20 protein-coding genes are annotated in these 22,020 nt (G+C 70.4%); 4 read left to right on the plus strand and 16 right to left on the minus strand.

Annotated features, from left to right (window positions below):
• Window positions 1-9: 9 nt before the first annotated feature.
• The 3 genes from ABH931_RS18655 to ABH931_RS18665 form a co-directional block, all read right to left on the minus strand.
• Window positions 10-768, minus strand: a complete 759-nt coding sequence (locus tag ABH931_RS18655) for an ABC transporter ATP-binding protein (protein ID WP_370114630.1) — start codon at window positions 766-768, stop codon at window positions 10-12.
• 176 nt (window positions 769-944) lie between these two features.
• Window positions 945-2,099 (minus strand): tryptophan 2,3-dioxygenase family protein, encoded by a 1,155-nt coding sequence (locus ABH931_RS18660; RefSeq protein WP_370114632.1) that lies wholly within the window; start codon window positions 2,097-2,099, stop codon window positions 945-947.
• A 58-nt stretch (window positions 2,100-2,157) separates the two neighbouring features.
• Complete coding sequence (locus ABH931_RS18665) at window positions 2,158-3,156, minus strand: methyltransferase (RefSeq protein ID WP_370114634.1); 999 nt, start codon at window positions 3,154-3,156, stop codon at window positions 2,158-2,160.
• A 604-nt stretch (window positions 3,157-3,760) separates the two neighbouring features.
• On the opposite strand from ABH931_RS18665, the gene ABH931_RS18670 reads away from it, so the two are divergent.
• Both ABH931_RS18670 and ABH931_RS18675 read left to right on the plus strand, forming a co-directional pair.
• Window positions 3,761-4,612: an ArsR/SmtB family transcription factor gene (locus tag ABH931_RS18670; protein ID WP_370114636.1), complete on the plus strand. Its 852-nt coding sequence runs from the start codon at window positions 3,761-3,763 to the stop codon at window positions 4,610-4,612.
• A gap of 37 nt (window positions 4,613-4,649) precedes the next feature.
• Window positions 4,650-4,865, plus strand: coding sequence for an MbtH family protein (locus tag ABH931_RS18675; RefSeq protein ID WP_370114638.1), 216 nt, complete (start codon window positions 4,650-4,652; stop codon window positions 4,863-4,865).
• 330 nt (window positions 4,866-5,195) lie between these two features.
• Here the strand turns inward: ABH931_RS18675 and ABH931_RS18680 are convergent, their stop codons facing one another.
• The 7 genes from ABH931_RS18680 to ABH931_RS18710 form a co-directional block, all read right to left on the minus strand.
• Window positions 5,196-5,747: a flavin reductase family protein gene (locus ABH931_RS18680; protein WP_370114640.1), complete on the minus strand. Its 552-nt coding sequence runs from the start codon at window positions 5,745-5,747 to the stop codon at window positions 5,196-5,198.
• Window positions 5,744-6,991 carry a cation:proton antiporter gene (locus tag ABH931_RS18685; protein ID WP_370114642.1) on the minus strand — a complete coding sequence of 416 codons (1,248 nt, stop codon included), beginning with the start codon at window positions 6,989-6,991 and terminating at the stop codon, window positions 5,744-5,746. The genes ABH931_RS18680 and ABH931_RS18685 overlap by 4 nt, the downstream gene beginning before the upstream one ends.
• Before the next feature lie 2 nt (window positions 6,992-6,993).
• Entirely contained in the window at window positions 6,994-8,577 is a 1,584-nt protein-coding gene (locus ABH931_RS18690) for a tryptophan halogenase family protein (RefSeq protein WP_370114644.1), read from the minus strand.
• Between the two features lie 99 nt (window positions 8,578-8,676).
• Entirely contained in the window at window positions 8,677-9,342 is a 666-nt protein-coding gene (locus ABH931_RS18695; protein WP_370114646.1) for a response regulator, read from the minus strand.
• Window positions 9,318-10,697 (minus strand): sensor histidine kinase, encoded by a 1,380-nt coding sequence (locus ABH931_RS18700; RefSeq protein ID WP_370114648.1) that lies wholly within the window; start codon window positions 10,695-10,697, stop codon window positions 9,318-9,320. The genes ABH931_RS18695 and ABH931_RS18700 overlap by 25 nt, the downstream gene beginning before the upstream one ends.
• 208 nt (window positions 10,698-10,905) lie before the next feature.
• On the minus strand, window positions 10,906-11,865 hold the full coding sequence (locus ABH931_RS18705) for a TauD/TfdA family dioxygenase (protein WP_370114650.1): 960 nt from the start codon (window positions 11,863-11,865) through the stop codon (window positions 10,906-10,908).
• A 131-nt stretch (window positions 11,866-11,996) separates the two neighbouring features.
• Complete coding sequence (locus ABH931_RS18710) at window positions 11,997-12,740, minus strand: response regulator transcription factor (RefSeq protein WP_370114651.1); 744 nt, start codon at window positions 12,738-12,740, stop codon at window positions 11,997-11,999.
• A gap of 466 nt (window positions 12,741-13,206) precedes the next feature.
• On the opposite strand from ABH931_RS18710, the gene ABH931_RS18715 reads away from it, so the two are divergent.
• Window positions 13,207-14,148, plus strand: a complete 942-nt coding sequence (locus tag ABH931_RS18715; protein ID WP_370114653.1) for a ScbA/BarX family gamma-butyrolactone biosynthesis protein — start codon at window positions 13,207-13,209, stop codon at window positions 14,146-14,148.
• Between the two features lie 132 nt (window positions 14,149-14,280).
• On the opposite strand, the gene ABH931_RS18720 is transcribed toward ABH931_RS18715, so the two are convergent.
• The 4 genes from ABH931_RS18720 to ABH931_RS18735 all read right to left on the minus strand — a co-directional run bounded on the left by ABH931_RS18720 (window position 14,281) and on the right by ABH931_RS18735 (window position 17,650).
• Window positions 14,281-15,072 carry an SDR family NAD(P)-dependent oxidoreductase gene (locus tag ABH931_RS18720; RefSeq protein WP_370114655.1) on the minus strand — a complete coding sequence of 264 codons (792 nt, stop codon included), beginning with the start codon at window positions 15,070-15,072 and terminating at the stop codon, window positions 14,281-14,283.
• Between the two features lie 54 nt (window positions 15,073-15,126).
• Complete coding sequence (locus ABH931_RS18725; protein ID WP_370114672.1) at window positions 15,127-15,822, minus strand: HAD family hydrolase; 696 nt, start codon at window positions 15,820-15,822, stop codon at window positions 15,127-15,129.
• Between the two features lie 56 nt (window positions 15,823-15,878).
• Window positions 15,879-16,517: a ScbR family autoregulator-binding transcription factor gene (locus tag ABH931_RS18730; RefSeq protein WP_370114658.1), complete on the minus strand. Its 639-nt coding sequence runs from the start codon at window positions 16,515-16,517 to the stop codon at window positions 15,879-15,881.
• 110 nt (window positions 16,518-16,627) lie between these two features.
• Window positions 16,628-17,650, minus strand: a complete 1,023-nt coding sequence (locus ABH931_RS18735) for a 1-aminocyclopropane-1-carboxylate deaminase/D-cysteine desulfhydrase (RefSeq protein WP_370114660.1) — start codon at window positions 17,648-17,650, stop codon at window positions 16,628-16,630.
• A gap of 140 nt (window positions 17,651-17,790) precedes the next feature.
• Between ABH931_RS18735 and ABH931_RS18740 the strand changes: the two genes are divergently transcribed.
• The gene (locus tag ABH931_RS18740; protein WP_370114662.1) at window positions 17,791-19,623 is read left to right on the plus strand and encodes a glycoside hydrolase family 15 protein; all 1,833 of its coding nucleotides are present in this window, start codon (window positions 17,791-17,793) and stop codon (window positions 19,621-19,623) included.
• A 12-nt stretch (window positions 19,624-19,635) separates the two neighbouring features.
• On the opposite strand, the gene ABH931_RS18745 is transcribed toward ABH931_RS18740, so the two are convergent.
• Window positions 19,636-20,550, minus strand: a complete 915-nt coding sequence (locus ABH931_RS18745) for an AEC family transporter (RefSeq protein ID WP_370114664.1) — start codon at window positions 20,548-20,550, stop codon at window positions 19,636-19,638.
• 4 nt (window positions 20,551-20,554) lie between these two features.
• The gene (locus tag ABH931_RS18750; protein WP_370114666.1) at window positions 20,555-21,589 is read right to left on the minus strand and encodes a Gfo/Idh/MocA family protein; all 1,035 of its coding nucleotides are present in this window, start codon (window positions 21,587-21,589) and stop codon (window positions 20,555-20,557) included.
• Window positions 21,590-22,020 lie beyond the last annotated feature (431 nt).

Genomic DNA, 22,020 nt, shown 5'->3' on the forward strand with positions numbered 1-22,020 from the left:
CGCGGCGGATCACCACTCACCCAGGTGCGTCATGCGCGAGGCGATCTCGTCCGAGGTCGGGCGGCGCAGCTCGCCCGCCAACCTGCCGTCGGCCAGGAACAGCACCGAGTCGGCGTACGAGGCGGCGACCGGGTCGTGAGTCACCATCAGCACCGTCTGGCCCATCTCGTCCGCGACGCGGCGCATGAGTTCCAGCACCTGCTTGCTGGACCTGGTGTCCAGCGCTCCGGTCGGCTCGTCGGCGACGATCGCCTCCGGGCGGGTGATCAGGGCCCGGGCGACCGCGACCCGCTGCTGCTGACCACCGGAGAGCTCGCTCGGCAGCCGCTTGAGGAAATCACCGAGACCGACCGCCGCGAGCACCTGGTGCAGGAACTGGCGGTCGGTCCTGCGGCCGGCGAGCCGCAGCGGCAGCGTCACGTTGTCCGCCACCGTCAGCGAGCCCAGCAGGTTGTACGCCTGGAAGACGAAGCCGATCCGCTCGCGTCGCACCTCGGTCAGTTCGACCTCGCCGAGGCCGGACAGCTCGACGTCGCCGAGCCAGACCGAACCCGAGGTCGGGCGGTCAAGTCCGGCCGCGCAGTTGAGGAACGTACTCTTGCCGGAACCGGAGGGTCCCATGACGGCGGTGAAGGTGCCGCGGCGCAATTGCATACTGACGGAATCCAGGGCCGTGACCGGGATTCTTGTCGATTCGTACACCTTGGACACCGAATCTAAGCGGATCGACCAGTCACTGGGCTTGGGCGGTGAGGCAGAACGAGACATGCGAAGGAGACTACCTACGGCACACCGCGCCGCGCCACCCGCCTTCCGCAAGAGAAGACGCGCCGTGCGGGCGCGGTGAACCGGCCCCTGTTATTTCGATCGGAACAGCGGAGGAGAAATCAACACTCATTCCCGGGCAGGCAATCCCGCCACTTCGCCCGTCGGTCCGCGCGGTCTCAGCGGAACGCGAACCCGAGCAGGTCGACTCCGGGCGCGGTGGTGATGGGCTCCGGAGCCAGGTTGTCCTTGTGGACGAAGCGCCGCAGGTAGCCGGCGCCCTCGGTCCCGCCGGACCCCGGCATGCCCGGCAGGTAGCGACGACCGAACCCGTAGTGCCGGCCGCGCCAGGTCAGCAGCGTCCGTTCGACCTCGGCGAACGCCTCGGTCAGCCTCGGGTCGTCCGCGTCCTGGACCGAGTCGCGCAACGACCGCACGGAGCGCAGCGGCGGCAGGGACAGCTGGCGCAGGTGGTCGAACTTCGAGTACGCCTCCACCTTGCGCGCGTCGTAGCCGTAGATCACCAACTCCATCATGTGGTAGTTCAGCGACTGGACGGCGCTCGCCTCACCGGTGGCGTCCCTGAAGCCCAGGAAGAGCTCAGGGGTGAGCGTCCTCAGCACGTGGAAGATGTGGTTGGGCAGTTCCGCGCACTGGGCCAGCTGGGACATCAGCGCGTGCGCCCGGTCGTCGCCGCGTCGGATGGCGGTCCGCGCCCGCACCGTGAAGTAGCGGATCAGGTAGAAGGCCAACTCGCACGCGTGCACCGCACGCAGGAACATGTGCTCGTGGTGGTCGGCGGAGGCGAGGAAGCCCGAGCAGCGGGTCAGGACGGATGCCTGCCAGCGCGCCAGCGCGTCGTCGCGTGCCCGGTCGATGATCTCGGCTGCGGTCGTCGAGCCGCCGGTCTCCACCCGAAGCCGCCCGACCTGCTCGCGCAGCGTGGTCAACCGGACTAATCGTTCCTCGGTGTTGTCGGCCTCGGTGAGCCGCGGTGCGGCACGCCGCTCGACCGCGTCCAGGTCGGCCAGCGTCGCCTCGAGAGCGAGGACGGCGCCGGCCACCGGCTCGGTCTGGTGCAGGTCGAGGTACCACGCGTAGACGTGCAGGTTGGCGTAGCGGTAGTACTCCGGGATGGGTTCGCGGCTGAACGACCGCGTCAGCAGCCGCATCAGCTCGCTCTCGGCGCTCTGGTCGGCATACGCCTCCTCGTAGAGCTTGGCCAGCAGGTCGCGGTCGCTCTCGCTGAGCGCCTGCCGGCCCGAATGCTCCTGGAGCTGTGCGATCTCGTCGCACCGTCTCGGAAACTGCAGGGAAGCCAGACCGGCTTTCATATGTCCCCCTCGGCTGCGCTCGGAACCGCGGCTCGCCGTCGAGCCGCGGGGTGCGGATTCACCTCTTGAACCCGATGACGAGTTGCTTGTCCTGGGTCGACCGGTGCACCTGGCAGTCGGTGAAGCCCGCGCTCTCCAGCAGGCCCGTGTACTCGGCCGCGGTGCGGTGCCGGCCTTTCGCCTCGACGTGCATCGACAGGTTCATCACCGCCGTGGGCAGCGGCCCGCGCCGGTCGTCGTCGAAGAGCCGGTCCATGATCAGGACTCGGCCGCCGTCGGCACACGCGCGGTGCGCCTTGCGCAGCAGCTCCAGGCCGGTCTCGTCGGTCCAGCCGGACAGGATGTAGCCGAACGCGACGCACTCGGTGGGCGGGAACTCATCGCGGTGGAAGTCCCCGGCGGCGAAGTCCAACCGGCCCTGGAGGCCGTACTTCTCGACGGTGTCGGCCACGTACGGACCGACCTCCGGCAACTCGAACACCGTCGCGCGCAGGCCGGGGGTCGCCTCCAGCGCGGCGACGCAGAAGGGCCCGCTCGCGCCGCCGATGTCCACCAGGTGCCCGACCCCGTCCAGCCCGCACCTGGGAACCAGTTCGCGGGAGACGTCGTAGGTGAGCTCCCACATGGCAGCCAGGAACTCCTCGGTGAGCTTCGGAGTCCGGTACATGACGTCGAACGGAGCCGGCAGGGCGGCGTCCACCGCCGACTTGCCCGCCGTCAGATAGCCGTCCAGCTGCGGCAGTCGGGCCAGCGTGCTGTTCATCACGTGGTTGAGGAAGCCGCCGACGGAGCGCGCGCTGCGCGGGTCGAGGAAGGGAACCATCTCGGCGGGCAGGCGGTAGGCGCCGCGCTCGTCCCGCTCGATCACACCGAAGGAGTCGAGCAGGAGCAGCAGTCGGTCGAGCGTCTCCTCGTCCAGCCCGAGCTCGGCAGCGATCTTGTCCGTCGGCGCTCCCTGGGTGGCGAGAAGGCCGAAAACACCGTGTTTGTCCGCCAGATGGAGGGCGGTGGTGGCGTAGACGCCGTAGACGGCCTCTTCCAGCACTTTGGGCAACATCGGGCACTCCGCATCGTCTCCATGGGCGGGTCACAGAAAGCCGCGGTGCGAGCTGAATACCTGGGAGCTCGGCCGCGACCGGGAACTCCCAGCCCTTCCGAATTACGCGTGACGAAGCTACGTGCACCCTGGAAGGCCCTCAAGGAAGTTGCCTGGTCGTTCAAGGAGCAACCACGGGACCCATGTTGACCAGCCAAAACGTCGGCATCAGGGCACTTGGGCAAGCCGTTTGTCAATTCGCTGACATTCGTTTACGTTTCGCTGACGTTGGATATATCGCACCGCCGAGGTTGTCAACGAGACAGCGATGTGGTGATCGTTACGTGGAGGAACGCCTGCGGTCCCCTTATGGAAATCGTCACATCCGACCTAAGGTCTTGGTCAGCAACGGTCAACTGGGGCCACTGGTCGGGGGACAGATCGGATTCGCTTGGGACGTGTACCCACGGTGCCTTCCATGGCACTCCCAGGCACTGGATCACCGGGCGCGTGCCGTCGCCCGGTGAATCCGGCATGCCGAGATGCCGGCCCACCAGAATTGACGTGTGTGGGAGACGGGGATTTGAGAATCCACTTCACGGTCGACGACGTCGCGCAATCACGAATGATCGACAGCTTAGGGCCGGTAGCGGAGGGCGCATTCGCGCTGAAGCAGTTCGGCAGGCAAGGCGGCGCCGGCTTCCACGGCTGGCGCAGGAATGTCCAGAAACAGCTCGGACCCCGTGTCGCCGAGGTCGAGCTGCTCGCCGCCCGCTACGACGTGCGGCAGCTGCTGCCGCTGCTCAGGCTGCACCCGGGCAGCGGAGTGGCCGAGGACGACGAACGGACGCGTCAGCGGGTACGGGCGACGCTGCTCAAGTTCTGCCAGGTGGCCGTACTGCCGCACTGGCAGCAGACACGGGCTCACACAGCCGCGGTACGGGACGCCTGCGGCCGGATCGGCGTCGCCAACGGAATGCACGCCATGCTGGACAACCTCCATCCCAGGGTGCACTGGAGGGCCCCCGTCCTGGAGGTGGCCGGCGACGGGGACCGCGACGTGTACCTGGACGGGCGCGGGCTCGTGCTGTGCCCCTCGCTGTTCCTCGGCGACCAGGCGTGCATGGTCCTGGAGGACGTCCAGGGAATCGGGGCCCCCATCCTGGTCTTCTCGGTGCCGGTGGACTCGGCGACCGACACCGAGTTCTGGGGCCCCGACCAGGGCGGCGAGCAGGCGTTGAGCGCGCTGGTCGGGCACACGCGCGCTGCCGCACTACAGATGCTCTCGGAGAACTGCACCACCGGAGAGCTCTCGCAGCGACTCAACATCTCGCTGGCGGGCGCCAGCAAGCACGCCACGGTCCTGCGCAAGGCGGGGCTCGTCAGGACGGCTCGCCGACGCAACACGGCCCTGCACTCCCTGACGCCCCTCGGTGTCGCGCTGCTGCGGCAGCAGCACACGACCAGGGCGTCCTAGGACGACGGACAAACCACAACCCACGAAGGGCAGGACGATGAGCACCAATCCGTTTGACGACCCGGAAGGCACGTACCGCGTGCTGGTGAACGACGAGGGCCAGCACTCCCTCTGGCCGTCCTTCGCCGAGACGCCGGCGGGCTGGACAACGGTCCTGGGCGACTGTGACCGGCAGTCCGCGCTCGACTACGTCGAGGCGAACTGGACCGACATGCGCCCCAGAACGCTCGTGGCGGCGATGAACCAGCGGTAGCCCCCGCGGAACCGCACAGAACCACAGGAGTGCCTTCGGGCCGTCGCGCAGGACTCGGAACGAGCCCCGCCGGCCCCGGGGGCACTCCTGTGGTTCTGTGCGGTTCCTGGGACCGATATACCCAGCGATACGAGCGTCGTACCACCAGGACTACAGCATGACCCCATGGTGGGCTGCTTGACTGGAAGCACACCAACACGGTGCGGTACCCGGTCGGCGTCCCCCCGTACGACCGACCGGTCGCGCCTTCCCCAACGGCACGGGGAAGCGCGAAAAAGCCGGTCCGTGGGGGTCCTCCTCCGACGACCCCCACGGACCGGCCACACTCCGTCAGAACTCGGGCCAGGACGAGTACGTCCGCAGCCCGTACAGCAGCGGCGACCGGTGGGCCGCCACGGGCCGGGTCACCCGGTACGCCTCGCCGAAGACCACGGTGTGGTCACCGACGCGGACGGTCCCGCTGATCCGGCAGTCCGCGACGGCGTGCGAGTCCTCGGACAGGTGCGGTCCGCCGGCCTGCGGGTCGGACGTCCAGGGCGCCAGGTCGAACCGGTCGGGGTTTCCCGAAGCGAACAGGTCCGCTGTCGCCCGGGCCCGGGCGTGCAGCAGGTTCACCGCGAAGGTCGACCGGCGCACCATCGCCGCCAGGGTGGGACTGCCCTCCCGCAGGCACACCAGCAGCGTCGGCGGCTCCACCGCGACGCTGCACACCGAGGAGCAGGTCAGCCCCCAGGCCCGACCGTCGAGGTCGGACGTGGTGACGATGGCCACTCCGCTGGGGAATGTCGACATCAGGGAGCGGAACTGTGCGGGAGAGACCGCCGCCACGGCGGTGGACCCCCCCGAGGCGTCGTCCTCCACGCGGTATCCCGTGATGGTCACCCACCCCCTTCCAATACCAGGGCCGCCACTCTCCAGCGGCGTGCCGATCTCCGTTCGAGCAGGTTGTAGCAGGGTCCGGTCATCGCCGTGGTCATCAGCGCCATCACCACCAACGCGAGGAACAACGGGGCGGTGAGGATGCCGGCGCTGTAACCCGCCTGGAGCAGTACCAGTTCGGTCAGGCCCCGGGTGTTGACCAGCACTCCGACGCGCGCCGCGTCGGACGCGGGCGCGCCACCGAGCCTGGCTCCCAGGTACCCACCGCTCATCTTCCCCGCGGTGCCCAACAACGCGGCCAGCACGATCGCCAACCAGGGTGTCGAGCCGATCGGCCCGGCGAACACGCCGACCCCGGTGACCACAAAAAACACCGGGACCAGCGGGCGTCCGATCCGCGAGGCCCGCTGCACCACGGCGTGCCACCCGTCAGCGGGAATGGCCAACCCGACCAGCAGAGCGCCGAAGATGTCGGTAACCCCCTGCTTCTGGAAGACCCAGGAACCCGCCAGCCCGGCCGCCCCGACGAGGACGACGGTGAGTGCGCCGAAGCGCTCCCGGAACCGCGTCACAGCAGCGGCGCGCAGCAGCCGCCCGAGGCAGAACACCAGCAACAGCCCGATGGCGACCACCGCGAGGAGTCGCGGCACGCCGCCCCCACCGCCTGAGGCGAGTCCGATCGCCAGCACCAGAAGCGTCCAGGCGACGACGTCGATGATCATCGACGCGGTCATCGCGAGTCGGCCTGCGGGGGTGTCGAACAGTTGCCGTTCTTCGAGGATGCGCGCGAGGACCGGTACAGCGGTCACCGACAACGCGGCGGCGAGCAGGACGACCACCGCCGCGGTGGGCGCGGTGCCGCGGAGCGTCGGGTCGGTGACCACGACCGCCGCGAACACGCAGCCTGCCAGGGCCGGGACCACCAAGGAGCCGGCGATGGTCCAGGCGATCAGCCGGCCGCCGGGCGGTACCTTCGTACGGCGGATCTCGTGAGCCACTCCGAGCAGGAAGAGCACCAGCCCGACGTGGCCGATGTCGTGCAACCAGCCGAGCGTCTCCTTGGGCAACAGGATCTTCTCGACGCCGAAGTACTTCAGGACCGGACCGACGGCCAGTCCGAACGTGATCTCGGCGACGACGGTCGGCTGCCGGAGAAAGCGGCTCACCGCCCGGCCGAAGGTCGCGACCAGGAGCAGCGCCGCCAGCAGGAGCCCGACGTGGCCGACCCGGGCCGCGAACTCGGCCACGTTCACCGTGTCGTTCCGGCCTTCCGCTGCGCCGGCGGGAGGCCGTGCAGGTGGGCGAAGTACTCGTACTGGGTGGGGAGCTTCGCGACCAGGGCGGCCGCCTGCTCGGCCACCAGACGGAACTCCCGGTCGGCCGCGGTGCCGTCGAGCAGGCCCAGCGCGGGCAGCGGCCGCACGGGCAGGCCGCCCATCCCGAGGATGACGGCGCGGTAGGAGTACGACTCGAAGCCGTGGTAGTGCGGGTAGATCGACTCCTGGTCGGGCAGCTTGACCTTCCACTGCTCCAGGCGCTCCGCCAGACCGTCGGGGATCTCCCGGGTCTTGGTGTCCCTCCAGTACTGGTTGTCGGTGCGGCCCGAGGCGTACCAGTGCAGCACCATGAACTCTCGCAGACCGTCCATCACGTGTGCGGCCTGCCGGTTGTAGGCGTGACGGAGTTCCTCGTCGGTCGCCTCCTGCCCGACGGGGAAGTTCTTGACCAACTGCTCGATGCCGTTCTGGATGATGAAGATGCCGGTGGACTCCAGCGGTTCGACGAACCCGTTGGACAGGCCGATCGCCACGCAGTTCTTCACCCAGGCGCGGCGGCTGCGACCGATGCGCATCCTGATGTGGTTGGCGGTGGCGTTCTCCGCCGCCGGGCCGACGTGTTCGCGCAGGGTGCGCTCGGCCTCGTCGGAGGTGGAGTACTCGCTGGCGTACACGTAGCCGGTACCGAGCCGCGCGAACAGCGGGATCGTCCAGATCCAGCCGGCGTCCGTGGCGGTCGCGGTGGTGGCGGGGCGGATCCCGTGCGTGGCCATGTCCACCGGCACCCGCAGGGCCACCGCGCTGTCGTTGGGCAGGTGCTTCTGGAAGGAGATGAAGGGTTCCTCGAGCGCCTTGTTCACCAGCACACTGCGGAAGCCGGTGCAGTCGATGAACAGGTCGCCGGACAGGTCGCCGTTCTCGCGGGTGCGGACGTGGGCGATGGCGCCGGTGTCGTCCAGGGTGACGTCGACCACGTCGTCGAGCACGTGCCGGACCCCGCGCGCCACACCGTAGCGCGTGAGGAACTTCGCCAGCAGCGCCGCGTCGAAGTGGTACGCGTAGGGGAACTGGGTGTTCTGCTCGGTGAGCGTGCTGCGGTGCTCCGCACCGCGCTCGAAGGTGCTGTCGAAGAGCGAGCCGTCCAGGTAGCGCGGCGAGCTCTCCGCGTCGCACATCGAGGCGATGAGGAAGGAGTCCCGGTCGAACGCCTCGGTGGGCTGCTTCTGCACCCACCAGTCGGTCAGCGGGAACCCGTCCACGACGCGGTTGCGCTCGAACGGGTGGTAGAAGACGTGCCCCGGCTTCCGCCAGCCCTCGAACCGGACAGCCGTCTTGTACGTGCCGTGGCACTCCGGCATCCACTCGCGCTCGTCCAGGCCCAGGTAGTCGAAAAAATGCCGGATGGTGCTGAAGGTGGCCTCGCCCACCCCGAGAGCGGGCACGTTCTTCGACTCGACCAGGGTCACCGACACTCGGTCGCCGAATGCCGCCGTCAGGTAGGTCGCCGTCATCCAGCCTGCCGTCCCACCACCGACGATCACCACGCTGCGTGCCATGAATGCCCCTCTATGGTTGCTCTGCGAACCTGTCGGGACGAGCCTGTAGGAATCACGGCCGCGCAGCCATGTCCTTGACCGATGGGTGAAGTTGGGTGGTCAGGACCGCAGGAAGGTCAGCACGGCCAGCACCCGGCGGTGGCCGTCGCCCTCGGACAGGCCGAGTTTCAGGAAGATGGCGCCGATGCTCTTGGCGACCGTGGGCTGGCTGACGTGAAGCGCCGCCGCGATGTCGGCGTTCGTCTTCCCCTCGGCCATCAGCCCCAACACCGACCGCTCGCGGGAGGTGAGCCGGCCCAGCGGCTCGTTCATCTGCCGGCGCCGCAGCATCAGCCGGACCACTTCCGGATCGATGACGGTGCCGCCCTTGCTGACGGACTCCACCGCCTCCAGGAACTCGGCCACCCCACCGATCCGGTCCTTCAGCAGGTACCCGAGGCCGCCACGGGAGTGCTCGCCCGCCTCCAGCAGCTCGCAGGCGTAGGCGGTAGCGGCGTACTGGGTGAGCACCAGGACCGCGAGGTCCGGGTGGCGCAGGCGCAACTCCATCGCCGATCGCAGTCCGTCGTCGTTGAAGTCCGGCGGCATCCGCACGTCGGTCACCACGATGTCGGGACGGTGCTCCTCGACCGCCTTGATCAGATCACGGCTGTCGCCGACCGCGGCCACGACCTCCTGCCCGAACCGCTCGAGCAGTTCGATCAGTCCTTCACGCAGCAGCACGGCGTCCTCGGCGAGCACTATGCGCAGTCGGGCGTTCGCCACGGCAGCTCCACGACTAGTTGGGTCGGTCCGCCGGGCGGGCTGCACAGCCTGAGCCTGCCCCCCACCACGGCGACGCGATCGGCCAGGCCCTGCAACCCTCTGCCGTCCTTGGACTGGGCCCCGCCAACACCGTTGTCGCTCACACGCAGCACCAGGCGGTCCTCCTCCCGGCCGCCGGTCACCCACGCCGTCTGGGCGCCGCTGTGCTTCACCACGTTGGCGAGCGCCTCCTGCACGGCGAAGTAGGCCACCGTCTCCACAGCGGGCGCCAGGCGCTGCGCCATGGTGATGTCGACGTGCACGGGCACCGGGCATCGGTCCGCGACCTCGGCCACCGCCTCCGGGACGCCGCGGTCGGTCAGCAGTTGGGGGTAGATGCCGCGGATCAGCTCCCGCAGGTCCGCCTGCACGCCTTCGGCTTCCCTGCGGGCTCTGGCCACCAGGTGCGCGGCGTCGGTCCGCTGCCCTTTGAGCTCGTGCTCCGCGATGCCCAGCAGCATGATCAGCGCGGCCAGCCGCTGCTGCGCGCCGTCGTGCAGGTCGCGCTCGATCCGCTTGCGCTCCGCTTCGAACGCGTCGGCCAGTCGGATCCGCGAACGGGTCAGTTCCTGGACGCGGGCGAGGACCTCGGATTCCCGCGGGGCCAGCAGCAGGCGCACGAACGACGCCCGCCCCGCTGCCAGCGCGGTCACCGTGTAGGCCGACGCCGGGAGCAGGGCGAGGCCGACGACCTCCAGCAGCGCCCGATCGAGCAGGCTGCGGATGTGCCAGCCACCGAACACCACCAGCGGGCCGAGGCCCGCGAAGGGTGCCACGAACGGGGCGACGATGAGCAAGGCCACGCAGGCGACCAGCAGGACTCCGCCGAGATCGATCAGTGGCAGCACGAACGTGAGAGAGATCGTGTAGCCGAACTCACGCCAGGTCGCCGCCTCACCGAGACGCAGCAACAGCCACGCCCTGAGGCCGGGCTCGTCCGGGGCCACGTGCGGGTTGCCGATGGGCTCGGCGTCCACCAGCCGCAGGCGCCGACGCTCCGTCGCGGCGATCGGCATGCCCAGCAGGGCGGACAGCAGGAGGACGACCAGCGGTTGCGCGTAGTCGGGGAGCCGGCCGATGTGCAGCGGTTCCTGCATGGCCCCGGCGATGACCAGGAACACCACGAGCGCGCCGCACAACAGGTAGGCGAAGGACCGCCACGGCCAGCTGGACCTCAGAAAGGCGCTGGGATCGCAGCCCAGCGCCTGGTGACAGTTCACCGGGGCCGCGTCCGGCGGGGACACGTCCGGCGGGGACACGTCCGGCGGGGGCACGTCCGCGGCCGCCGACCGGCCGGCCCGCAGACGTGAGCTCACCAAGGTATGACGCCGGGGCTGAGGTCCACACGCCACAGCCAACAGCGACGGTCGTGCGGCCACAAGGCTGCCGCCAGGCGATTTCCTCACGATTCAACCAGGTTGACCGTCGGCAGGCGACGGGCCCGGCTCCGGTCCGGGCGGCCTCGTCGCGGGACGGGGCGCCGCGGCGACCGGGCGAGGATCCCGGCCACCCACGACGGCGGTTTCACCCGATGACCCGCGACCGGGACTCGGTGGCGAGGTAGACCCGGCGTATGTCACGGATCAGGTTGACCCGCTTCAACCAGCGGTCCGTCCCGTCGTACCGCGGCTGAAACGGGTCCCGCCCGTGCACCACACGGTAGTTGTCGAGGAAGATCGCGTCTCCCGGCTCCAGCACCACCTTCTCCCGGGCAGCACACACGTGGGCGTACAACTCGGTGATGGCCTCGGCGGCGTCGTGGTCGTCCTGGTCCGCGGCACAGGTGTCGTCGAAGTCGATCCGCAGGTACCGCGCCTCGGCCGGACCGAACAGGATCGCGTCCGTGTCCACAGCCTCACTGGCATGTCCGTGGGGCCCGACGTGCGACTGGTCGGGGCGGTGGTGGAACCGCCTCTCGGACAGGATCGCGGCCAGCCGCGGCGGCAGGGCGATCCGGTCCGCCCGCACCACCGTGGTGGCGATCCGGTCGTCGTTGCGCAGACAGGACAGCGCTACATAGTCGCAGCGGCACTGGTGGAAGGCGTCCTCTGTGTGCAGCGACAGCGGGGCGGTGCTGCTGCCGCTCGTCTCCGAGAGCTCCTTGCCGGGCGCCGGGCACACGTCGTGCACCATGCGACCGTTCTGCTGGTCACCCCAGGCGAACGGCTCGCCGAGCAGGGCGCTGAGCAGCGTGAGCACGACCTCCTCCCGAGCGCCGGCACCGGTCTTGGCGGCCATCTCCCAGCCGGTCGGCGTGGGTGCGAGGTCCTCGCTGAGCGGAAGTCCCGACACCACCGCCACGTCGGTCTCCGCCGACAACACCCGCCGGAAGAACTGCCGGACCCGGATCGGAAGCGACTCCGCCACCCTCTTGGCGTGCGGGACGAACTGGGCCGCTTCCCACGGGCCGAACTCGACGACCAGGTCGTCGACCAGCCGGTCGATCTGCCTGCGCTCACTGGGTTCGAGGACAAGCCTCTTCATGGGGACCATCCTTCTGCCGACCTCATCGGTTGCTCGGGGTAGTGCCTTCCGAGCCTGTCGAAACCGCAGGCGGGGAACCACCTCTTTGACTGACCGGTGAAACTGGGCAGTTGACGGAGGACCTCAACCTGTCAGGATGCGCCCTCGGCCCGGCTGATGTGCGCCACGTTGGCGAGCCTGCGCGGACCGGAACGGAACGCCGGGTGCACGGGCTTCACGGCGCCGATGCGGTAGCCGACCCCCCGTATGTTGATGATCCACCTGCCGCTGCCCAGCTTCGTTCGCAGACTGCTCACGTGCGTGTCCAGGGTCCGACTGGAGTCGGGCCGCTCGCTCCGCCAGATTCTCGCCATGAGCTCCCGGCGCGAATGGACGTCCTTCGGGTCGGCCGCCAGCGCGTAGAGCAGGTCGAACTCCTTCGCGGTCAGGTCGACCTCGCGGTCGTCGACGTGCACACTGCGCGTTCTGCCGTCGATGTGAAGCGGCGGGAGTGAGATGGACCGAGAGCTCGTCGGACCGCGCTGGGCACGGCGCATGATGGCCGCGATCCGCGCCAGCACCTCGCGCCGGCCGGTGCCCTTGGTGACACAGTCGTCTGCGCCGGCCTGCAGTGCGAGGACCCGGTCGATCTCGGCGTCCCGTGTGGTGAAGGCGAAGACGGGTGTGTCGCCGGCCCTCCGGATGGCTCCGCAGAGCTCGATCCCGTCGAGGTCCGGGAGGTCGAGGTCCAGAAGCACCAGGTCCGCGCCCGGGTGCGCCCGGCGGGCCTCGGCACCGGTGCTGACACTGATGACGTCGTATCCCTGACGCCTGAGATCGTGCACCACGGATTCGGGTGCAGCGGCGTGTTCGCCGACTACGAGGACGTGGACCATCTCCCCCAGTGCCTTCCTGATTGCGGCCGTTGGTGCTGGACGTCGATCCGGGCGGGAAGCAGAAAAAACAGAGCAGCCGTAATGTTTTCCCACTCCGGACGCGCTCAACCGAGGCGGGCGGCAGGCTCCCTGCGTGCGCCGGCGTGGTGACTTCCACCTCTCCACTGACGTGGCAACGAGCGTAGCAGCAAAACAAACCAATCGTTATGTATTCTATGTGGCCCTCCGGTGTCGTGGTCGCACTCACGTCGGCCCGACGGGGCACCGACGGCGCATCTCCTGCACGACGGGCCCACCGTCAGATGGAACAAATAGGGCTTAAGAGACCTTGGAGGCGATTCGTCTCATCAGCCACATCCGTGAAAGCCGGCACTCGAGCACGGTAGAGAACAAAGTGACCACTCTTATATTATTTGGTGGCACACGATCAACTTGGGATCGCGTGCCGAACCTCTAGGGGGACCACTTGCTGACCGCACCGGCTCCATGTACACCGACTGCCGTTCCACGTGAGTACGTGCACAAGGACACAGCCTCGGAGATCCTCCTCACCGGCTGGCAGGACACCGGCCAGGACACCTTCAAGATCACCGCACGGTGGCCCGGCAACCACCCGTTCTACAAGTCCGCCGCCGGCTTCCACGACCCGATGCTCGTCGCCGAGACGGTCAGGCAGGCGGTACCGCTGCTCAGCCACGTCGCCTACGGAGTCCCGTTCGGCCATCGCCAGTCGTGGAGCCACTTCCGCTACGACCTCACACCCGAGGGTCTGGCGACGGACTGCGGGCCGACCGACGTCGAACTCCTGGTGACGTGTGCGGACTTATCCCGGCGCGGCTCCGTGCTGGCGGGGATGACCATGCAGGTGGAGCTCGTCGCGAACGGTCGACCGCTGGGGACCGCCGAGAGCACGTTCCGCAACCACCCGCCGGCGGTCTACCGCAGACTGCGCGGCGACCGCGCCGAGAAGGCGTGGGGCGAGATCCAGGACGCCCCCGTGCCGCCCGGGGTGCCGAGCGGCAGTGTCCGGCGAAGCCGTCAGGCCGATGTCGTTCTGTCCCCCGCCGACGAGCGGTCAGCGGGCCACCGTCTCCGAGTGGACCCGCGCCACCCGGTACTGTTCGACCACCCCTTGGACCACGTCCCGGGCATGCTGCTGCTGGAGGCCGCCCGACAGGCCGCGCACTCCGCGATGGGCCCGTATCCCCTCGTCCCCACCGCCCTTGACGCCACGTTCGCGCGCTACGGGGAGTTCGACAGCCCCTGCGGGATCCAGGCCGAAAGAGTGTCCGGCGTGGCCGGCGACCCAGCGAACATGTCCGCGCACAGGAGGCCGCTGGTCCTGGTCACAGCGGTGCAGGACGAGGAGCAGGTCTTCTCGGCCCTCGTCCGGTTCGAGCCCTGCTGACGCCCCGACCCGGCGGCGGCTCCCGCATGCGCGGTCCCGGCGGCGCGCGGACACGCGCGTCCGCCGGGGCCGTTCACGCCCGACGCGCACGCATCCCGCGGCGCACTCCCCAGGGGGACGGAGCCAGGTGCGTCAGATCGCCGTGGTCCCGCCGTCGACCGCGACGGCCGCGCCGGTGACGAAGGACGACAGGTCGCTGCACAACCAGGCCGCCACGCGGGCGACCTCGGACGGCTCGGCCATGCGACGCTGTACGGACTCGTTGAGGAACGCCTCCTCCAGCGCCGGTGTCCCGGCCAGGACCTGGTCCATCATCTCCGTCCGGGTGCTGCCCACGACCAGGGCGTTGACCCGGACGCCCTGCGTCCCGTACTCGGCTGCGGCCGCTCGCGTCAGCCCGATGACCGCGTGCTTGGCGGCGACATAGGCCGCGGATGCCCCCGTGGCGCGGGTGCCGGCCACGCTGGAGGTGTTGACGACCGATCCCCCACCGCTTTCGAGCATGGCCGGCAGTTGCGCGCGCAGGCAGTTCCACACGCCGGTCACGTTGACTTCCAGGGTCCGGCGGTAGTCACCCTCGGTCATCTCGTGCAGGACCTGTCCTGCGGTGGCCCAACCGGCGTTGTTGAACGCCGCGTCGAGACGACCGTAGGTGTCCACGGCCACGGCGACGGCTCGCTCGCAGTCCTCCGCGGAGGTCACGTCCCCCGCTACGGCAACGGCCAGTCCACCCGCCGCCTCGATCCCGAGGACCACCTCGTCGAGCCGGTCCTTGCGTCTCGCCGTCAGCACCACTGCGGCCCCCTCGGCGGCGAACAGACGCGCCGCCGCCGCACCGATGCCGCTCGAGGCACCGGTGATGAGGGCGACCTTCCCCTCGAGCTGGTTGCCCGCGCGGATGTCCGGTGCGTTTCCGGTGCTCATCGCCGTCCCCTCGATTCACGTGCCGTCACTGGGTCGACCCGCCGTGTCCAACGCCTACCGCTGCCTCGCGGGGTCCAGGGCCGCTTCGGCATCGACGGCGCGCAACAGGGTCTCGTCGATGGCGCCAAGTCGGTCGACCAGGTGGCGCACGCCTGCTTCCCTCATCAACTCGCGCTGGTGACTGTGCGGGAAGGACGTGGGCACGCCGATGAAGGAGGCTCCCAGGTCACGGGCCGCCTCGGCGACCCTGGCCACGTCGTCGACGAAGAGGGTCCGGTCCGGTTCGAGGCCGAATATCTCCGCGATCTCGCGAATGCCGGGCCGGAAATCGTTGGTGCAGACGTACCCGGGCCCGTCGAAAAGATCGGCCACGTCGCCCAGATAGCGATCGAAGTGCTCCTTGTCGAGGCCGCCGTAACAGACGACGCCCAGGCCGAGCAGGCGAACACGGTGAAGCAGGTCCACCGCGCCGTCCGCGCGTGCGACCGGATTACCGCGCAGGTAGTCGTCACGGTCGGCGAAGTACGCCGACAGCGCCTCCTCCCCCGTGAGGTCGGGCACCACGGCCGCTGCCATCTCGCGCCCTGCCACGTCCCGTGGCTGTGAGAAGATCCGCCGTTCGAGGTCGGCCGAGTAGGTACCTCCGCGGCTGACCACGAAGTGGTGGATGACCGGACTGAAGGTGTCGTTGAGCAGGACGCCATCGATGTTCAGGGCGACCAGGCGTAGTTGCTGCAGTGCCACGGTGATGCGGTCTCCAGGAATCAGGCATGCGGAAACGAACGGTTTCGGGTGCGCGGACTGGCTCACGCGGGCCCGCCGACCGTGAGCGGCAGCTCGGGGTTCACGACGGTACGCGAGACGACCGTAGGCACGGCGACCGCCGGCAGCAGCAGCTGCCACATGCTCACCGCCCGCTCGGACAGGTCGGCCCGCCCCGTGGCTGCCTCGGCGTACATCTGCATGCCGGTGCACGCGGCGACAATGAAGCGGGCCACCTCCCCGGGGTCGATGCCCGGCTGCAGCTCCCCCTTGGCCTGAGCCACGCGCAGACACTCGGCCATGATCTCCGCCCACTCGGTGTACGGGGTGGCATCGCGAACGCCGAACGTGCCCTGCTCGTTGGTCAGGCGCACCCCGGCCCGCAGCAGCGGGTCGGTGCGCATCCGCATGGCCCAGACCATCGTGATGTCGACCAGACGCTGCAGGCCCTGGGAGGCGAGCTGCGGCACGATCGTGGAGGGCTGAGCGTTCATCACCGCACGCGCGAGTGCCTCCTTCGACCGGAAGTGGAAGTACATCGCCCCCTGGGTTGTCCCGGCCCTGGAAATGATCTTGCTGATGCTCGCCCCCGCGTAACCGCACTCGTCGAACACCTCGGCCGCTGCACGCAGGATCGTGGCCTTCGTCTGCATGGCCCGCTCCTGCTTCGGCTCACGCTCCATCACGGCCCTCCCAAAAAATGCGAACGCCCTCATCTTATCGATCCCCGTACGGATCATCTCCATGTTCTGGTGTGAATCCGTGCACGCCCGTTGCCACCCGGGGCGGCTGCTCACGTCGTCCGTGGTCCGTGGGTCTGCAGGAAGACGACCGGGCCGCCACCCGCCGCGTCCAGACCGCCGGCGGCGTCGAGGTCCAGCAGGGCCGCCAGCGCCTTCGCGGTATAGGTGCGCTCCAGGGTCAGCCCGGCCTCGGCCGAGGCGCGGGCCAGCGCGGCGTCGCCGCTGTCGGTGGGGTGGGCGTAACCCTCGCCCAGCCAGGCCGTCTCGATCCGCAGCGCGTCGCCGGGCAGGTCGAGGCCGCCCAGGTCCGCGCCCCGCGCGCGCAGCAGCGACGCCGAGCGACGGGCGAGACGCAGCAGCGTCCCGGCGTCCAGGGGCAGCGTGTCGTTGACGACGACGCCGAGGACCCGGGTGCGCACACCGGCCAGCCGCAGTCCGAGGGCCAGGCCCGCCGTGGTGCCGCCGGACCCGACCGCGGTGACGAGCCAGGCGGGCTCGGGCAGCTCTCCCGCCGCCACCTGCTCACCGAGCTCCAGCGCGATCTCCACGGCGCCCAGCACCCCGAGCGGCGAGGAACCGCCGGCCGGGAGGTACGCGGGCGGGCACAGCCCGTGGGTGTGACGGGCGAAGAGCCAGGGCGCGGCCAGGATCAGCCGGGTCTTCGAGTGCAGGAAGTGCAGGCTCGCACCGGAGGCGCGCAGCCGGTCCAGTTGCTCGCGCACATGGTCGTCGACCGGATGGTCGATCAGGCCCAGCGCCACCTCGATGCCCTGCTCGCGGGCGTAGCAGGCGGCCGCGAGGCCCCAGTTGGTTCCGAGCCCGCCGACGCTGAGCAGCGTGCGGGTGCCGCGCCGTCGCGCGTCGGGCAGCAGCCACTCCAGCTTGCGGACCTTGTTGCCGCCCCAGGCACCGTCGCCGTAGCCGCTCTCGTCCTTGACCCATACCGGGGTCCGGGTGCCGAGCCCGTCCAGCGGACGGACCGGGGTCGGGCCCTCGCCCAGCCGCAGGAACGGCAGCGTCCCGGCGAGTTCGGGGAACCGCCGGTGCAGCAGCGGGGGTGTCGGCGCCGTCATGCGCACACGGTAGGGCACGCTCTGCCGGGGAGGGAGCCACGGAGGGAGCAGGTGCGCGCGCGGGGTCCGCTCTGCCCTGGTATGTCTGGATCTCGGGGACCGGGCACCGGGCTCCGTCCGCAGCCGAGGAGGAGCCCGCGATGCGCCGCTACCCGCCGATCGCCGACCACGGACTCATCGGGGACCTTCAGACCTGCGCCCTGGTCTCCGCCGAGGGCTCGGTCGACTTCTTCTGCGCCCCGCGCTTCGACTCCCCCTCGCTGTTCGCCTCCCTGCTCGACCGCGACAAGGGCGGCCACTTCTCCGTCGCCGCCGACGTCGCCGACCCGGCCGACGTGACCGTGCGCCAGCTCTACCTCCCCGACAGCGCGATCGTGGTGACCCGCTTCCTCACCGCGGACGGCATCGGCGAGGTCATCGACTTCATGCCGCTGCACGACCCGCACACCGCGCACGACCGGCGCCGGATCATCCGGGGCGTGCGGGTGGTGCGCGGCACCGTCCGGTTCCGGCTGGAGTGCCGACCGCGCTTCGACTACGGCCGGGCCGGGCACGAGACGGTGGTCGGGCCGGACGGCGTCAGCTTCCGCTCCGCCGCCGGAACGGCGCACCTGCAGGCGCTCGGCCCGGTCTTCCTCGACGTCGAGAACGGCGACGCGGTCAGCTCGTTCACCCTGCGCCAGGGCGACCTGACCGGCATCGTGCTGACCACCGGCGCTCCCGGCGATCCCGCGCCGCCCGCCCTGGTGGAACGCGAGGTCGTCCAGGAGTTCGCCGACACCCACCGCTTCTGGCACGACTGGACGGCGCGCTGCCGCTACAGGGGCCGCTGGCAGCAGGTCGTCAACCGCTCCGCGATCACGCTCAAGCTGCTCTCCTACGCGCCCTCGGGTGCGCTGCTCGCGGCCGCGACGACGGGCCTACCGGAGCAGGTCGGCGGGGAGCGCAACTGGGACTACCGGTTCACCTGGGTGCGGGACGCCTCGCTGGCGGTCAGCGCGCTGATCCGGCTCGGCTACAGCGAGGAGGCCGACGCCTTCCGCCGCTGGCTGGGCGACCGGCTGCGGGCCGGGCAGACCGCCTCCGGCGAACCGCTGCAGATCATGTACCGGATCGACGGCGACCCGCACCTGGTGGAGGAGACCCTGGACCACTTCGAGGGCTATCTCGGTTCCGCCCCGGTCCGGATCGGCAACGGCGCCGCGGACCAGCTCCAGCTCGACATCTACGGCGAGGCGGTCTACGGCCTGGCCCAGGACTCCCACGTCGCCGAGGTCGCCGGCTACGACGGCTGGGTGCGGGTCGCCGAGCTGCTCGACTGGCTCTGCGACCACTGGGACCGCCCCGACGAGGGCATCTGGGAGACCCGCGGCGGTCGCCGCGACTTCACCTACAGCCGGCTGATGTGCTGGGTCGCCTTCGACCGCGGCATCCGCGCCGCCCAGCGCCTGGCCCGCCCCGCCGACCTGCCCCGCTGGACAGCGGCCCGGGACGCGATCCTCCGGCAGGTGATGGAGAAGGGCTGGAACGAGAAGCGGCAGGCCTTCGTCCAGTACTACGGCGGCGACGTGCTCGACGCCTCACTGCTCTGGATGCCGCTGACCGGCTTCGTCAGCCCGCGTGACCGCCGCTGGCTCGCGACGCTGGACGCGATGGGCGAGGAGCTGGTCTCCGACAGTCTGGTCTACCGCTACAACCCCGAGGCCTCCCCCGACGGCCTGCGCGGCAGCGAGGGCACCTTCTCCCTGTGCAGCTTCCTCTACGTCAACGCCCTGGCCCGTGCGGGCCGCCTGGACGAGGCCCGGTACGCCTTCGACAAGATGCTCACCTACGCCAACCACGTCGGCCTCTTCGGCGAGGAGATCGGCCCGACCGGCGAGCAACTGGGCAACTTCCCCCAGGCGTTCACCCACCTCGCCCTGGTCGAGGCGGCCCTGGCCCTGGACGAGGCACTGGACCGCGCGGCGCGGTAGCCGCAGCGGTCGCTACCCCAGCAGGGCCGTCGTGGCGGCGAGGGTGGCGAGGGAGAAGGCGGTCGTCACGATCACCGCACGGCTCGCCAGGGCCTCGCCGACGCCGTACTCCTGGGCGAAGATAAAGGTGTTCTGCGCCGTCGGCAGGCCCGCGCAGACGACGACGGCGAGCAGGTCCGGAGCCGTCAGGTGCAGCAGCAGCCCGAAGGCGAGGGCGAGCAGCGGCTGCGCGAGCAGCTTGAGCACGGTGATCACGCCGGTCTCCACGCCGGCCACCCGCACCTTCGAGTCGCGGTGCAGCGAGGCGCCGAGCGCGATCAGCGCCACGGGCACGGCCGCGCCGGACAGCAGGGCGAGCGGCGAGGAGACGGCCTGCGGCACGGGGAAGTGCCCGGCCGACCAGACCACGCCGAGGGCGGAGGCGAGGATCACCGGGTTGCGCAGCGGCAGTCCCGCGATCCGGCGCAGCCGCACCCGTCCCGCGGCGTCGCCGTGCCGGTCCAGCGCGATCAGGACGACGGGCGTGAGCACCAGCGTCTGCAGCAGGACCACCTCGGCGAGGAACGAGACGGAGTGCAGCACCTGTTGGGCGATCGGGATGCCGAGGTTGGCGGAGTTCACGTACCCCGCCGCCATGCCCCAGATCGGCCGCTCCCCGGCCTTGCGGTCGAACATCCGGCTGACCGCGAGCCAGCCGACCCCGATCACGGCGGCGGTGCTCGCGCCGAAGGCGAGCAGTGCGCGGTAGTCGTACCCCGCGATCGGCGTCGCCGACAGCTTCAGGAACAGTGCGGCGGGCATGGCCATGTGGAAGACGAACCGCCCCAGCACCTGGGCCGCGCTCGCGCCCAGCATGCCGCGTCGGCGCGCCGCGTACCCAACGGCAGTGAGGATCCAGATCGGGACGAACGCGCTGACCAGACTCACCGTGTCACCCTTGCTCGCCGCCACCGCGGAGCGGGAGACCCGCGGCGCGGTAGATCGCGTCGAGGACGCCCATCGTCGCCACCGCGTCGCGCGCCGGCGCGAGGTTGGGGCCACCGTCCAGGACGGCGGCCGCGAAGGCCGCCAACTGGGCGTCGTAGCTGGAGGGACGGCGGGGCAGGTGCTCGCGGCGGAGCAGGCCGCCGCCGGCGGAGCGCGGGCGGCGCAGGGTGAGCCGGTGGAAGAACTGCGGCGCCACGAAGTTGGTGACGGTCAGCTCACCCTCGTCGCCGATCGCACGGGCGCGGATGCCGAGCAGCCGTCGCGACCACATCGAGGCCCGGACGCGTCCCGAAGCCCCGCCGGGGAAGGCGAGTTCCGCACTCATCGCACGGTCGACGCGCGGGTCGCGGCGCAGCGTCAGCATCCGCGCGGAGGTCACCTGCGGCTCTTCGCCGGCCAACAGCCGTGCGACGTGGACGGCGTAGCAGCCGGCGTCCATGGTGGCGCCGCCCGCGAGGCCGTAGTCGTAGCGGATGTCGCTGAACTTCGGCAGCGGGAAACTGAGTTCGGCTTCGACGCGACGCAGCCGACCCAGCTCGCCGCCTGCCACGATCGCGCGCATCCGCTCCGCGAGGGCGTGGTGGCGGTAGTGGAACGCCTCCATCACGACCAGCCCGTCGCGCGTGTACGCCGCGTCGGCGGCGTCGGCCACGCGCTCGGCCTCGGCCTGGTTGGCGGTGAAGGGCTTCTCGCACAGCACGTGCTTGCCCGCGTCCAGCGCGGCCAGCGTCCACTCGGCGTGCAGGCCGTTGGGCAGCGGCACGTACACGGCGTCCAGGCCCGGATCGGCGAGCAGCGCCGCGTAGCTGTCGTGCACCACGGGGATGCCGTGCTTGCGCGCGAACACCTCGGCCCGCGCCCGCTGCCGCGCGGCCACGGCCACCACCGAGACCCGCGGCGTCCGCCGCGCGGGCCCCAGCAACGCCGTCGGCGCGATCGCGGCTGCACCCAGCAGCCCTATCCGCAGTTCCTCTGCCACGGTGAGTACTGTGCCAGCCCGCTCATCCGGCGGGGAACCCGGGGCCCACCCGCTCGGCAGCCAGCCGAGGCGAGGGACGAGACAGCGTGCGGCCTGGCAGGCGCGGCCCGGGCCTGAGCCGGGACACCCGCCCGCGTGGGCGGGCGTACGGGCACGCGGGGCCCGGTACTGTGCCAGCCCGCTCATCCGGCGGGGAACCCGGGGCCCACCCGCTCGGCAGCCAGCCGAGGCGAGGCGCGAGACAGCATGCGGCCTGGCAGGCGCGGCCCGGGCCTGAGCCGGGACACCCGCCCGCGTGGGCGGGCGTACGGGCACGCGGGGCCCAGTACTGTGTCGGCCCGCTCATCCGGCGGGGAACCCGGGGCCCACCCGCTCGGCAGCCAGCCGAGGCGAGGGACGAGACAGCGTGCGGCCTGGCAGGCGCGGCCCGG

The sequence above is a fragment of the Streptacidiphilus sp. MAP12-33 genome (genome assembly GCF_041261265.1).
GTDB lineage: Bacteria > Actinomycetota > Actinomycetes > Streptomycetales > Streptomycetaceae > Streptacidiphilus.